The organism is Streptomyces sp. S6, from assembly GCF_054880855.1.
Window position 1 is genome coordinate 1 of record NZ_JBTYMC010000183.1, and the last position, 13461, is coordinate 13461.

The following is a 13461-nucleotide window of genomic DNA, read 5'->3' on the forward strand; positions in this document are numbered from 1 at the left end:
GCCGTGCGGCGCGGCCGGTGCTGGGGCCGGACGCGGAGGCGTTGTTGCGGCGTTTCGCGGCCGAGCACGACGACCTCCAGGACGTGCTGGAGGCCGTGCGGACCGCCGCCGGTCTGCTCGGCGACGACCCCTCTCCCGCGTCCCTCGCGGCGGTGGTCCGCGCCCACCGGCTGCTCACCGAGCGGCTGCTGCCGCACGAGCACGCGGAGGAGCACCAGCTCTACCCGGCGCTCGCCTCCGCGCTCGGCGGGCCCGAGGCGACCGCGACCATGAGCCGCGCCCACACCGAGATCGACCGCCTCACCGCCCGGCTCGCCACCCACCTCGCCCTCGCCGCCCCCGTCGGCGCCCCGCTGCCGGAGCAGCTCGACGACCTGCGGGCCTGCCTGTACGGGCTGTACACCGTGCTGCGGCTGCATTTCACGCAGGAGGAGGAGAACTACTTCTCGCTGGCGCCCTGAGGTGCTGCCGTTTCCCGGCTCCGACGCGAGCGCCTCAGTTCTGGTGGGAGTCGCGCGTGGGAAACGTGAGGGTGGCCGGCATCATCATCGCCGCACCCACGCCCATGCCGGCGCGTGCCGCGAGGAGCATCGCCGTCGAACCCGAACCGGCCGCCCACGCGGAGGTCGCCCCGAACACCACGAGCCCCGCGGTGAACACCCGCCGTCGTCCGAACCGGTCCGCCGCGCCGCCCGCCACCAGCAGCCCGGCGAAGGACAGCGCGTAGGCGTCCACGATCAGCAGCGACACGCAGAGCACGACCAGCGCGGTCCACCGGCTCTGCGCCCCGGGGTCCCCACCGGGCGCGGACCGGGGCGACAGTCCTTGTACAGGCGTCATGTCTCCATACAGCCCGCCGTGTCCGACGGGCGGCCAAGGACCGAACGGCCCGGAAAGGGCCCGGCCGGCCACCGGGGCCGTTCGCCCCGGGGAAGAGGCCGATCGGCCCTGCCGCCGCTGTCGGTGGGGCGGGGAAGGTAGGCCCTGCACGACGGTCGGCAATGCTCCGGGTGCCACCGCGTGCCCGTGTGCTCGCGTCCATGAGCCGAAGAGCCCTGGAGGGGGCGGTGTCACATCACAACGCTGTCGGCGCCGAGGCCGGCGTCGCCCGGCCGCCGGGGGTCCTGCCGCCCGGCAGGGCGGACACACCGGTACGGCGGCTGCGTCCACGAGAGGTCTTCGGGGCGCTGGGCACGTCACCGCGTGGTCTGTCCTCCCAGGAGGCGGGCGACCGGTACCGGACTTACGGTCCGAACGAGTTGCCCGCACCCCGCGGCGCCCGGGTGTGGCGGCGGTTCGCGGCCCAGTTCACCGACCTGTTCGCGCTCGTCCTGGTCACCGCGTCGGCGCTGACGTTCCTCGCCTACGCCCTGGCGAGCCCGCGCGACGCGGGGAACCTTCAACTGGCGTTCGCGATCCTGGGCGTCGTCGTGCTGAACGCGGTGATCGGCTTCGCCCAGGAGTATTCGGCCGAGCGCACCGCGCTGACGCTGCGGGCGATGGTGCCCCACACCTGCCGGGTTCTGCGGGACGGCGAACGCAAGGAGGTTCCCGCGCTGGTCCTGGTCCCCGGGGATCTGGTCCTGCTGGAGGCGGGGGACGCCGTCTCCGCGGACTGCCGGCTCGTCGAGACGCACGGGCTGTCGGTGAACAACGCACCGCTGACCGGGGAGAGCGCGGCCGTCGGCCGGACGGCCGAACCGAGTGCGGCGGGCACCTCGCTGGAGGCCCGCAACTGTGTCTTCATGGGGACCACGGTGGTCTCCGGGTCCGGCAGGGCCGTCGTGCACGCGACCGGCACGGCCACGGAGTTCGGGCGGATCTTCCGGCTCACCGAGGAGGCTCCCCGGCAGCGGACCCCGCTGCAGCGCGAGGTGGCGGTGATGGCGCGGCGCGTGGCGGTGATGGCGATCGCCATCGGCGCGGGCATGCTCGCGCTGCGCCTGTGGACGGGACAGCCGCTCGTGTCGGCCTTCGTGTTCGCGCTCGGGGTGATGGTGGCGCTGGTGCCCGAGGGGCTGCCCGCGACCCTGTCGGTGTCGCTGGCGGTCGGGGTGCGCCGGATGGCCCGCCGACAGGCGCTGGTCAAGCGGCTCCTCGCGGTGGAGGCGCTGGGCTCGACGACCGTGATCTGCACGGACAAGACGGGCACGCTCACCCAGGCCGAGATGACGGTCACCCGGATCTGGACCGACGGGACGTGGCACGCGGTCTCCGGAGTGGGGTACGCGCCGGCCGGGGAGGTGGAGAACGCCGGTGCGGTGCGCGCGCTGCTGTGTACCGCCGCTCTGTGCACGGACGCCCGGCTGCTGCCCCCCGCGGCCCGTGAGGGCTGGCGGATCCTGGGGGACACCACGGAGGGAGCGATCCTGGTCGCGGCAGCCAAGGCGGGGCTGGACGTCGGCGCGGAGAACGCGGCGGCCCCGCGGGTCGGGGAGTTCCCCTTCGACGCCGACCGCAAGCTGATGAGCACCGTCCACCGCACGCCGGCGGGAACCGCGGTGTGCGTCAAGGGTGCCCCGCAGGAGCTGCTGGCCCGGTGCGTCGGTACCGGACCAGCCGAGGCTGCGCGGCCCCTCAGTGGGGAGGCCCGCTCGGAGATCGTCCGCGCCGTGGAGGAGATGGCCGGTGCGGGGCTGCGGGTCCTGGGCGTCGCCGTGCGCCGGGTGGCGGAGGTGCCCGGCGACGTGAGGGAAGCGGAGACGGGGCTCACGTTCCTCGGTCTGATCGGCATGCTCGATCCGCCGAGGCCAGAGGTGTCCGAAGCAGTGCGGGCCTGTCGTGCGGCGGGCATCCGGATCGTGATGGTGACCGGGGACCATCCGCTGACCGCCGAGGCGGTCGCCCGCCGCGTCGGGATCGTCACCGGCGGCTCCCCCACCGTGGTGACCGGTTCGCGGCTCGACTCCCTGGACCCGGCCGGGCTGGACGCGCTGCTCGCGGCGCCGGGCCAACTGCTGCTGTGCCGGGTCAGCCCGGAGCACAAGATGCGGGTCGTCGCGGCGTTCCAGGCGCGGGGCGAGGTCGTCGCGGTCACCGGGGACGGGGCCAACGACGCGCCCGCGCTCAAACACGCCGACATCGGTGTCGCGATGGGAGCCGGGGGAACGGACGTCGCCCGGGAGGCGTCCGCGATGGTGCTGCTCGACGACTCGTTCGCGTCCATCACCGCGGCGGTGGAGCTGGGCCGGTCCGTCTACCGCAACATCCGCAAGTTCCTCGTCTATCTGTTCAGCCACAACATCGCCGAACTGGTGCCGATCCTCGTCGCAGCTTTCGTGGGCTTCCCGCTGGTGCCGCTGACCGCCGTCCAGATCCTCGCCGTCGACCTGGGCTCCGACGTCCTTCCGGCGCTGGCGCTCGGCGCGGAGCCGCCCGAGGGGGACACCATGCGCCGGCCGCCCCGCGCCCGCGGTGAACGGCTCTTCTCCGCCGCTCTCGTGCGCCGCTTCCTGTTCTTGGGGTCCGTGATGTCCGTGGGTGTGTGTGCCGTGTTCTTCTGGCAGATCCACCGTTCGGGAATCCCCTACGACGAGTTCACGGCCGACGACCCCGTCTACCGCAAGGCGATCACCTTGACCCAGGCGGCGATCGTGGTGGGCCAGTTCTTCAACGCGCTGGCGGTGCGCACGGACCGGCTGAGCGTCTTCGAGGCCGGTCTGTTCTCCAACCCCCGGCTCGTCGCGGCCGGTTGCTTCGGCGTGGGGCTGATGGCGGCGATCAGCTACGCGCCCCCGTTGCAGGAGGTGTTCGGCACGGCGCCGCTCGCCGTCACGGACTGGGCGGTCCTCGCCGGGTTCGGCGTGGTGCTGCTGGCCGCCGAGGAAGCCCGCAAGGGGTGGGTCCGCCGCAGGACACCGGCAGTCGTCGGAGCCGGGCAGGAGAAGGCCGGACAGGAGAAAAAGGAGGTGGCGTCATGAGGGTTCTCGTGGCGGGGTGCGGCCGGGTCGGTTCGGCGCTGGCGACGGAGCTGGCGGGAGAGGGCCACGACGTCCGGGTCATCGACCGTGATCCACGCACTCGGCAACTGCTGCCGGCCGAGTTCCCCGGGCGGGTGCTGCACGGCAACGCGTTCAGCCGCGCCCTGCTGGAGCGTGCGGGCATCGAGCTCGCCGACGCGTTCGTCGCCGTCACCTCGGGCGACAACAGCAACATCGTCAGCGCCCGCACCGCCAAGGAGACCTACCGGGTGCCGATCGTGCTGGCCCGCATCTACGATCCTCGGCGCGCGGACATCTACCGCGGCCTGGGCATCCCGACGATCGCCAGCGTGCGCTGGACGGTGCACGAACTGCACCGGATGCTGCTGCACCGGCATCTCACGCCGGTGCTGGACTTCGGCAACGGCGAGACGCTGCTGGTGCGTTCCCGGATCCCCGCCCATCTCACCGGCCGGGATCTGGGCGATCTGGAGGTCGACGGGGAGATCCGGGTCGTCGAGGTCACACGCGGCGGCCGGTCGTTCCTGCCCACCCGCCACACCCCGGCCGACGCGGACGACCTCGTCACATTCGCCGTCGCCGCCGGCGGCGCGCTGGGCCGGCTGCGCGGTTTCCTGGACAAGGAGCTCGGCACATGAAGGTCGTCGTCGCCGGGGCCGGCCGCTTCGGCACCCAGATCGCCCAGGTGCTGGGCGCCGCCCGCCACCAGGTCACGCTCGTGGACCGGGACGAGGACCGGGTGGCCGCGCTGCGCGGCCGGCTCCCCGCCGAGGTCCTGGTGGGGGACGCGTGCGAGCCGGCCGTGCTGGAGGGGGCAGGCGCGTACGCCGCCGATCTGGTCGTGGCCGCCACCGGGGAGGACGAGGACAACCTGGTCGTCAGTCTGCTCGCGAAGCGCCAGTTCGAGGCCGGCCGGGTCGTCGCCCGGGTCAACGACGACGAGAACGCCTGGCTGTTCACCTCGCACTGGGGCGTGGACACCGCCGTGCCGGCCGCCGCACCGCTCGTCTCGCTCGTGGAGGAGGCCGTCGGCGCGGCGGACACCGTCGCTCTGCTGCGGCTGAGCAAGGCCGGCGTGGACGTCTTCGAGACGACCGTCACCGGACGGTCGCGTGCGGTCGGTCTGACGCTCGCGGACCTGGCCGTCCCGCCCGGGGTCGTCGTCGCCGCCGTCGTGCGCGACGGGGAGCCGACGGCGCCCGGTCCCGGTCTCACCCTGCAGGAGGGCGATGTCGTGCTCGTCGTCTCCCACGCGGTGCCGGAGAGCGAGGTGCACGCGGTGTTCCGGTGACGTCCGGTGCGCGGCGGGCGTCGCCACGGGGCCTCCGGGGCCGTTCGGTCCGGGGACGGACCGTCCGGCCTCTGGCCGCGTGTCCGGCCGGCCGCGGACGCTGGGGCGACGCGTACGGCCCGCGCCCCGCTCACCGGAGGGAGCGATTCCCATGGCAACGCCCACGGCATCGCAGGCATCACCGCCCACGCCCCATCCCGTGCGGCTCACCGCCGTTCTCGATCCCCGGCTGTCCCGCTGGCTGTGGCTGGTGAAGTGGCTGCTGGCCCTCCCCCACTACGTCGTCCTGGTCCTCCTGTGGGTGGCGTGCGTCGTGGTGGGGGTGGTGGCGTTCTTCGCCGTCCTGTTCACCGGCCGCTATCCGCGCCCGCTGTTCGAGTTCACCACCGGGGTCCTGCGCTGGAGCTGGCGGGTGGGGTACTACACGAGCAGCGCCCTGGGCACCGACCGCTACCCGCCCTTCACGCTCGCCGACGTCCCGGACTATCCCGCCCGGCTGGAGGTGACCTACCCGAAGCGGCTCTCGCGCGGGCTGGTCCTGGTGAAGTGGTGGCTCCTAGCCCTTCCGCACTATCTGGTCCTGGCGTTCCTGTGCGGCGGACTGCGCGTGGTGTGGACCTCGGGCGGGCTGATCTCGGTCCTGGTGCTCTTCGCGGGGGTCGCTCTCCTGTTCACCGGCGTGTACCCGGGCGGCCTCTTCGACCTGGTGATCGGCCTCGACCGGTGGGTGATGCGGGTGGTGGCCTATGTCGCCCTGCTGACCGACGTCTACCCGCCGTTCCGGCTGGACCAGGGCGGCGCGGAGCCGTGGAGCGAGGCCGCGCCGTCAAAGTGAGCGCGGCGGACCTGTTCGGCGGTCTCCACGGCTCCCGAGGACGCCCTGGTGGTCGAGGGCCGCACCGTCACCGGGCCGGGGCGAGGGTCTCCGCGGGACGGCGGCGCGGGGAGGTGCGGACGCACGGGGCGCGGCCGAGCCGGAGGATCAGCTGGGGGAAGTGCTCTCCCGTCAGCCGGGCCCGCAACTCCGCGCGCAGCGCGGGGAATTCCAGCGGCTGGGTGTGGAAGGCCGCCATGACCCCGTGGACCGCCGCGTGCAGCAGGACCCGCTGGAGGGCCTGGCCCGTCCGCAGCCAGTCCGCGCGGGTGTCCTGGACGGTGGACAGGACGACGACCGTGCCGGAGCGCTCGGTCCACCGCCGGGCCCCGCTGTCGCACGCGGTCAGGCGGCCCGTGTAGTCGCGCCCCGTGAAGAACGTGCGGTCCGGGTCGAGGCGGCACGCGTCGTGGGGCACCCGCTCCGGCCACGGCCGCAGGGCGGGCCCGAAGCCTCCCGACACCTCCGACACGTGCCCGGGGGCGGCTCGGTGCGCGGACTCCGCCTCCCGCACCGCGTCCGCGAGGAACCTCAGCCTGCGCGGCCCGTCGACGGTCTCCAGCACGACGCCTTCCACACCGGCGTGCTCCCGCAGTTCCTCGACGAGGGACCACGGCAGGGGCCCCGGGGCGAACGGCCCGCGGTGTGTGTGCCGCAGGATCATCGCCCGCTCCAGCGCGGCCACTTCACGGCTCGTCGCGGCGTGCGCGCCCCATCCCACGCGGGCCAGGAAGTCCGGGCGTGTGAGGTCCGGGAGCGGTGTGACGACGGGCCGGAAACCCAGGTGCCGCACGGCGACCCGCACGTTGAACAGGGCCGCTCCGCAGCTGATGACCATCTGCCGGCCCTCGGGGTCGGTCAGGTAAAGCCGCCGTGCGGGATCGGCGTGCAGTTCGAAGGCTCGGTCCCCGCCCTCGTCCGCGAAGGACCAGGGCTGGGTGTTGTGGACCGAGGGCGCGTGGCCGGCCGCGCGGGCGAGGTGGAAGGCCGCGTGGCCGGGCGGTGCGACAGCGGGGATGTCGTTCGGTGCGGACATGGTCTGCCGCCTTTCCGTGAACCTTCGCCGGTGTCCCCGTCCGGCGAGCGGGTCGGGGAGGCGCGGTGGGTGCTCAGCCGTGCGGGACGACCGCGACGGGGCACGTCGCGTGGTGCAGGAGCGTGTGTGTGACCGCGCCGAGGTAGGGGCCCCGGCGTCCGTTCCCGGCGCGGCGGCCGAGGACGGCCAGGGCGGCCCGGTCGGAGGCCCGCACGAGTTCCTCGGCGGCGTGTCCCTCGGTGACGGTCTCGGTCACGGTCACCGTCGGGAACTTCTCGCGCCACGGCCGCAGCGTCGCGGCCACGGTCCGTTCTTCGTGTTCACGCACCGCGCCCGGCGTGCGGTACGTGTGGACGACTCGCAGTGCGGCCGTCAGGCGCCGGGCGGACGCGAAGGCGAACTCCACCGGTTCGTCGCAGGGGTGCCCGGGGTCCAGTCCGAGGACGACGTCCCGGTAGGGCAGGCCGGGGATCTCCTCGGGCGAGACCCCGTCCACCGCCGGCAGATGCTCGGTGGCCGGCGTCGTCCCCGCGCGGACGAGCACCACCGGGGCGGTGGAGCGGGCCAGAACCCGGTGGGAGACCGACCCGACGACGAACCCCCGCAGGCCGCCCAGTCCCCGGGAGCCGAGCACCAGCAGATCGGACTCGGCCGCTTCCGCGACCAGGGTGTCGACCGCGGCGTCCCGGACGAGCCGTTCGACGATCGGCAGGCGCGGATGCGAGGTGCGAACCCCCTCGGCGACCCGGTCGAGAACGTGCTCGGCGCGTTCATGGCCGACGCCGGACCGGGCCGGGTTCACAGGACGCGGCCACACGTGGACGACCCTCAGCCCGACTCCCCGTCGCAGGGCTTCCCTCGCCGCCCAGTGCGCGGCGGCCAGCCCCTCGGCCGATCCGTCGACCCCGACGGTCACGTGACGAAGCATGATGAGCACCTCCCGGCCCGTTCCCCGGCTGTGCGCCGGACTTCTCCCCCTGTCGCAGGGCCCACGCGTCGTGCAGGGCGCTCAGCGTGAAGGCGACACCCGCACAGCCCGCCGCGAGGAGCGCGTACCCCTTCCGGTGCGCCGGCCACGGTGATCCGTCCACGGTGTGTCTCCTCCGGTGGTCTCCTCCCAGCCGACCATGGGCCGGGCCGCGCCACAGGGTGCCGATGGGGCCACTCCGGGTGCCGGACGGCCCCTGCCGCGAGCCGTCGGGGTGCCAGCAGACTGAGCAGGGTCAACTTCCTTCGCCCACCGGCTCCGTGGCGCGGGGCGGGAAGGAGTCCCGATGTGGTCCTCAGCAGCTCTCGGTGCCCCGACGGCACAGGTTCTGGTCTCGGCGGCCGTGACGGCGCCGTCCGTGCACAACACGCAGCCCTGGCGGTTCCGGCTCACCGAGGACGGCACGGCGTTCGAGGTGCGGGCCGAGGCGCGGCGCGGGCTGCGGCACATCGACCCCATGGGCCGCGCCCTGCATCTCTCCGTCGGCTGCGCGGTCCTCAACCTGCGGGTGGCGGTGGCCCGGCTCGGGCGGGAGCCGGTGACCCGGCTGCTCCCCTCGCCCGACGAACCGGATCTGCTGGCCACGGTGCGGCTCGGCGGGCCGGTGCGGGGCTCGGCGGTCTCGCGGCTGTACGGGGCGCTGTGGCACCGGCACAGCAGCCGGCTCCCGTTCTTCGAGATCCCGGTGCCCCCGCCGGTACTGACGGAACTCGCCGAGGCCGCGCACTGCGAGGGCGCCGCGCTGAGCCGTCCCGGTCCGCAGGAGACGGAGCGGCTGCTGCGGCTCACGTGGGACGCGGAGCACCGCAACGCCGCGGACGCCGACCGGGCCGTGGAGAGCCGTCGCTGGGTGCGTGAGCCGAGGGAGGGGGGTCTCGGGCTGCCGCCCGGGGTGCTCGGGCCGCAGGACTTCCGGGACCGGGTCCCCCTGCGGGACTTCGGCGCCCACCGGCACCCGGCGGACCTCACCGCCCGCCCCTTCGAGCGGTGGCCCGCGCTCACCGTGCTGTCGACCGCGCACGACCGCCGGGCCGACTGGCTGCGGGCCGGGCAGGCCCTGGAGCGCGTCCTGCTGGTCGCGACGGCCCACGGACTGCGCGCGTCGCTGCTGCACCAGGCCCTGGAATGGCCCGACCTCCGCGAACAGCTCCTGCCCGGCTCGGACGGCCGCAAGGCGCACGCCCAGATGGTGATCAGGCTCGGCTACGGCCCGCAGGGCGCCGCGACACCACGCCGTCCGGCACGGCAGGCCATGGACGAGAGCGTGCGGACCGTCACCGGCTGAGGTCCCTCGCCCGGCCGCCGCACGGACCGTCGGGTGACTGGGGCGCAGAACAGGAGAACACGACCGCGGCGGATCCCGGAAGAGGGCCGGAATTCGACAACCAGGGGATGATCTGGGCCTTCTGCGTGCGAATACGCCGGCAGTACCGGGGCGCAGCCATCGAACACGCGTACCTGTTCCCGTACGGTGCGTCGGTCACCGGCCCGACGGCGGCGTACGGGAGACGGCCGAGAGCCGGTCCGGCGGCCGGGCCCATCTCGCAGAGCACCTCGATGACCGGGCGGCACACCCTGACCCGTGCACGCCACCGTCGGCATCAGACCGTTCCCGGCGCCCGCGGGCCGGGGGTGCCCGCGCCCGGACCGCCGACGAGGACGGGCAGCGCCGCGAGCCCCCGAGACGGGCCGACCGTCCCTCGGCAGGGTCCGGTCGGCCCGCCCGCGAGCGCGGTCCGCCGTCCCACCATGGGAGCGGAGGGCCAGGGCGGTGCCCCACAGCGCCGACCACCGCCGACCGCACCACAGGAGGTGCCCCGTGAACCAGATCTCGTCGGCCCGTGACACCGATGCCGGCACGTCCCGTCGGGCGCTCGCCGAGCCGCCCGGACGGATCGAGGTCACCCATGTCGCGGACCGGGCGTTCGCCCTGTTCGTCCGTGACCACGAGCTGACCGTGGACCAGCCCGTGGAGAGGGGCGGTGACGACGACGGGCCCACCCCGGTGGAGCTCCTCGTCGCCGCGGTGGCCTCCTGCGCGGCGTCGGACTCGGCGCGCTTCCTCCAGCTCCTGGACCAGCCGTACGAACACCTGCGGGTCAAGGCGGACTTCACGCTCGCCGGCGGTCCGGGGCCGCGCCTCACGGCGGTCCGCGTCCGGGTCCTGCCGCCCGCGCCGCTCACTCCGCTCCTGGAACAGAGTCTGCGGGTGGCGATCGGCCGGTGCGCCGTCCACAACTGCCTGAACGGCCCGCCCGAGATCACCGTCGAGATCGGCTGACGCCCCGCGTCAGCTGCCGCCGGCCGCTGCGGGCCGGACGTGTGCGTCGTACGGGGGTGTCCCGTCCGTGTGGTGCAGCCCGCCGATCTCTCCGTCGCGCCGTGTGACACCGGTGGTCGGGCTCTCGACGACCCGGCAGGTGCCGGGCCCGTGGTCCGGACGAGAATCCCCTCCGACGACAGTGTCGTTCCCCGTCAGGACCGGCAAGGGCCCGGCACCCGGGTGGATGCCTCGCGCCCACCCTTCTTTCCGAGGAGCCGCTTCAGCGGCCCGCGCCGGCACCCCGAGCCGGCGCAGCCCGTGAGACCCGTCGTCCCGGACTCCGTCGTCGGGACGCCGACGGCGCGTGTTCCGGGAGGAACACCGTCTCCGCACGTCTCATGGACATGCCCGTCACCCTCGCATCCCGCACGGCGTCGGAGCAGGGGCCGAACGGCTCACCTCCCGGCCCGAAGGGCCCGGTTCCCCCGCATCCACCGCGCACCCGCTGCGCCGCGTGGCCCAAGGAGCAGCCCCTGCACCGGGTCGCCTGGCCCGCCGACCTCGTTACCGGCGGCACGCCGTGCGGCTCTGCTCGCGGTCGCCTCCCACCGCACCGGCCGCACCACGCTGCGCGAACCGCCCGAGGGCAGCGTGGAGTCGGGGTCCTGAGACGCCGGGGTCAGCGCAGGACGTTCAGCGGCACCGTGTCCGCGATCACCGCGCGGCCGTCCTTCGGCGAGTTCCAGTACGCGGTGAGTGTCCCGGCGCCGGAGCGGCCGGCCCGGTAGGGGATCGTCACGTCGAAGGTGCCTCGGGTGCCGGAGCCGGAGGAGGCGGTGACGCGGACGTCGGCCGCGGGGTGCCCGGCCGCGTCGGTGAGCTTCAGCCGGAGCGTCCCCTCGAAGGTGTTCGCACTGCCCCACACCCGCACCGGAGTGCGGACGGTGTCGCCGATCAGCGGCGACTCGACGAGGATCAGGGGGGCCAGGTCCTCGAAGTCGGCGCGGCCCACGGGGTGGTCGAGGACGATGCCCTCGCCGCCGAAGGACGTCACGGGTTTGCCGTCCAGTTCGAAGCCGACCTTCTCGATCGTGGGGAAGCGGGTCGCGGTGAAGACGACCTGGGCGAGCCTGGCCCGCATGGAGAGCGTGCCGCCTCCGTCGTCGTACCGTCCGGACAGGTCGATCGTGGCGATGTGCCGGCGCACGACGACCGAGCGCAGCCGGGTGCCCGCGGGGATGGCCGTGGTGCGGCCGTGGTCCCGTTCGTTGCGGTCGGGTCCGGCGAGGAGCGCGCGCAGGGCGCCGGCCGCGGTGGTGGGCGCGGTCACAGTGCGCGGGGCGGGCGAGACCTGCTCCCCGTGCAGGAAGTAGACCGAGGCCCGCACCTGGTGCGGCGCCGTGCCGGGGTGCATCGGCATGACGAGGCCGCCGGGCGTCCCGGTGACACCGGGGCAGGCCGGGCCGCCTCCTCGGAGCGCGGTGCCGGGTGTCCCGGTCGTGCCCCCGCTGGTGCCGTCCGTGTTCCCCGCGGACGTGCCCGCGGTGCCGTTCCCGCATGCCGTCGCCAGGGACGCCGTCAGCACGGCGGCCGTGGCGAGGATCAGCGGGCGCCGCCTCCGGTGGGTCCGGTGTGCGGTCGGGTTCGTGACGCTCATGGCGGCCTCCTCCCTGCGCCTCCAGTCCACACCCGCCCGGAGCCGTGCCCCAGTGCCTTGCGGGCAGGGGGAGCCGGGCCGGACGGCGGTTTCCCGGGGACCTTCGCGCGGCGGAAGAGGCCGGACGGCCCGTGTCTGCGCGGCTGTCCGCGGGTCCAGGGTGGGCGCGGCGGCACACCGCGCGGTTCCCTCGCGCGGGGCACGGAAGCATCGAGGTGAGGTCATGGACGTCCTGGTGGGGTACGCGACGGCGCACGGTTCCACCGGCGAGATCGCCGAGCGGATCGCGGGCGGGCTCCGCTCGGCGGGGCTGAGCGCCGAGGCCCGTCCGGTGGAGACGGTGGACGACGCCGACGCGTACCGGGCGTTCGTCCTCGGCAGCGCCGTGCACGGTCAGGCGTGGCTGGCGCCCGCGCGGGATTTCGTCTGCGACAACCTCGGCGTCCTCGCGGCAGGCCCGCCGGTGTGGCTGTTCAGCGTCGGCATGCCGGACGCGCTGCGCGGACCGTGGCGGCGGCTGGGCCCGAAGGAGATCCCGCTGATCCTCTCGGCCCTGCCCGACGAACTGCCCTACCGGGCCCACCGCCTGTTCTCCGGCGTCGTGGCCCGCGCCCAGCTCTCCCGCACCGGACGGCTGCTGTTCCGCCTCCTGGGCGGCCGGTTCCGCGACTACCGGGACTGGGCGGCCGTCGACGCGTGGACAGCCGGGATCGCCGACGAGCTGACGGGGGGCCGTGGCGCGGGGTGACGGGACGCGGGGCGGGCCGGCGGCGGCCGGTGCAGGGCGCCCACGGAGCCTGCGTCCACGCCGAGGAGGCCTCGGCTCCCTCTGCCACGCCTGCGTGCCGCTCGGTCCCGCCTCAGGGTCGTTCGGCCTCTGAGGCGGGACCGGATCGCGCGGTAGGACTGGAGGCACGGCCCCCGGCGGGAGGAGTTTCCGTGTTCCAGGTGCGTATCCACGGCCGTGGCGGGCAGGGAGCCGTCACCGCCGCGGAGTTGCTGTCGGTGGCGGCGTTCGACGAGGGCCGGCACGCGCAGGCGTTCCCGAGTTTCGGCTCCGAGCGCACCGGGGCGCCGGTCGTGGCGTTCTGCCGGATCGACGACCGGCCGATCCGGGTGCGTGAGCCGGTGACCCGGCCCGACGCGCTCGTCGTGCAGGACGCGACGCTGCTGCACCAGGTGGACGTCTTCGAGGGGCTGCGGCCCGGCGGCGCCGTCCTGGTCAACTCCCCCGAGGACGCCGGCGCGCTGGGCCTCGGCTCGCTGCCCGCCCGCGTCCTCACCGTCCCCGCGACCGCGCTGGACCCGGGCGCCGATCCGAAGCCGTTGCGGATCAAGGGAGTTGAGGGGAGCGCCGGGGTGGGTGACGACGTTGCCGACGAGGCGGATGCGCGGGGCGTCGGCGAGTGCG

The 13461-nt window shown here is 74.5% G+C and carries 12 protein-coding genes and 2 pseudogenes; 9 read left to right on the forward strand and 5 right to left on the reverse strand.

All coding sequences use genetic code 11. The features are described from left to right. The coding region (locus tag ACVNF4_RS23090; protein WP_461804778.1) for a hemerythrin domain-containing protein at positions 1-461 on the forward strand (461 nt) is incomplete at its 5' end. 34 nt (positions 462-495) lie between these two features. On the opposite strand, the gene ACVNF4_RS23095 is transcribed toward ACVNF4_RS23090, so the two are convergent. Then, entirely contained in the window at positions 496-840 is a 345-nt protein-coding gene (locus tag ACVNF4_RS23095; RefSeq protein WP_461804779.1) for an MFS transporter, read from the reverse strand. A 200-nt stretch (positions 841-1040) separates the two neighbouring features. Here ACVNF4_RS23095 and ACVNF4_RS23100 point away from each other — a divergent pair, with 200 nt between their 5' ends. The 4 genes from ACVNF4_RS23100 to ACVNF4_RS23115 all read left to right on the forward strand — a co-directional run bounded on the left by ACVNF4_RS23100 (position 1041) and on the right by ACVNF4_RS23115 (position 6067). Next, positions 1041-3920 carry a cation-translocating P-type ATPase gene (locus ACVNF4_RS23100; RefSeq protein ID WP_461804780.1) on the forward strand — a complete coding sequence of 960 codons (2880 nt, stop codon included), beginning with the start codon at positions 1041-1043 and terminating at the stop codon, positions 3918-3920. Further along, positions 3917-4579, forward strand: a complete 663-nt coding sequence (locus ACVNF4_RS23105) for a potassium channel family protein (RefSeq protein ID WP_461804781.1) — start codon at positions 3917-3919, stop codon at positions 4577-4579. The genes ACVNF4_RS23100 and ACVNF4_RS23105 overlap by 4 nt, the downstream gene beginning before the upstream one ends. Further along, complete coding sequence (locus ACVNF4_RS23110) at positions 4576-5232, forward strand: potassium channel family protein (protein WP_461804782.1); 657 nt, start codon at positions 4576-4578, stop codon at positions 5230-5232. Before ACVNF4_RS23105 ends, ACVNF4_RS23110 begins: the two co-directional genes overlap by 4 nt. 151 nt (positions 5233-5383) lie before the next feature. Beyond that, positions 5384-6067 carry a DUF4389 domain-containing protein gene (locus tag ACVNF4_RS23115; RefSeq protein ID WP_461804783.1) on the forward strand — a complete coding sequence of 228 codons (684 nt, stop codon included), beginning with the start codon at positions 5384-5386 and terminating at the stop codon, positions 6065-6067. Positions 6068-6134: 67 nt separating this feature from the next. Here the strand turns inward: ACVNF4_RS23115 and ACVNF4_RS23120 are convergent, their stop codons facing one another. After that, a complete protein-coding gene (locus ACVNF4_RS23120) occupies positions 6135-7142 on the reverse strand; it encodes an Acg family FMN-binding oxidoreductase (protein WP_461804784.1) in 1008 nt (335 codons plus the stop codon). A gap of 73 nt (positions 7143-7215) precedes the next feature. Then, positions 7216-8070, reverse strand: coding sequence for a universal stress protein (locus tag ACVNF4_RS23125; RefSeq protein WP_461804785.1), 855 nt, complete (start codon positions 8068-8070; stop codon positions 7216-7218). 346 nt (positions 8071-8416) lie between these two features. On the opposite strand from ACVNF4_RS23125, the gene ACVNF4_RS23130 reads away from it, so the two are divergent. Further along, positions 8417-9415, forward strand: coding sequence for an Acg family FMN-binding oxidoreductase (locus ACVNF4_RS23130; RefSeq protein ID WP_461804786.1), 999 nt, complete (start codon positions 8417-8419; stop codon positions 9413-9415). Between the two features lie 534 nt (positions 9416-9949). Then, positions 9950-10411: an OsmC family protein gene (locus ACVNF4_RS23135; RefSeq protein WP_461804787.1), complete on the forward strand. Its 462-nt coding sequence runs from the start codon at positions 9950-9952 to the stop codon at positions 10409-10411. A gap of 45 nt (positions 10412-10456) precedes the next feature. Here ACVNF4_RS23135 and ACVNF4_RS23140 read toward each other — a convergent pair. After that, positions 10457-10543: pseudogene (locus tag ACVNF4_RS23140) on the reverse strand (DUF1918 domain-containing protein); the annotation flags it as partial. A gap of 529 nt (positions 10544-11072) precedes the next feature. Next, positions 11073-12050: a Gmad2 immunoglobulin-like domain-containing protein gene (locus ACVNF4_RS23145; protein WP_461804788.1), complete on the reverse strand. Its 978-nt coding sequence runs from the start codon at positions 12048-12050 to the stop codon at positions 11073-11075. Positions 12051-12273: 223 nt separating this feature from the next. Between ACVNF4_RS23145 and ACVNF4_RS23150 the strand changes: the two genes are divergently transcribed. Continuing rightward, positions 12274-12798 carry a flavodoxin domain-containing protein gene (locus tag ACVNF4_RS23150; protein ID WP_461804789.1) on the forward strand — a complete coding sequence of 175 codons (525 nt, stop codon included), beginning with the start codon at positions 12274-12276 and terminating at the stop codon, positions 12796-12798. A 200-nt stretch (positions 12799-12998) separates the two neighbouring features. Beyond that, positions 12999-13292, forward strand: a pseudogene (locus ACVNF4_RS23155) (2-oxoacid:acceptor oxidoreductase family protein); the annotation flags it as partial. Positions 13293-13461: the final 169 nt, after the last annotated feature.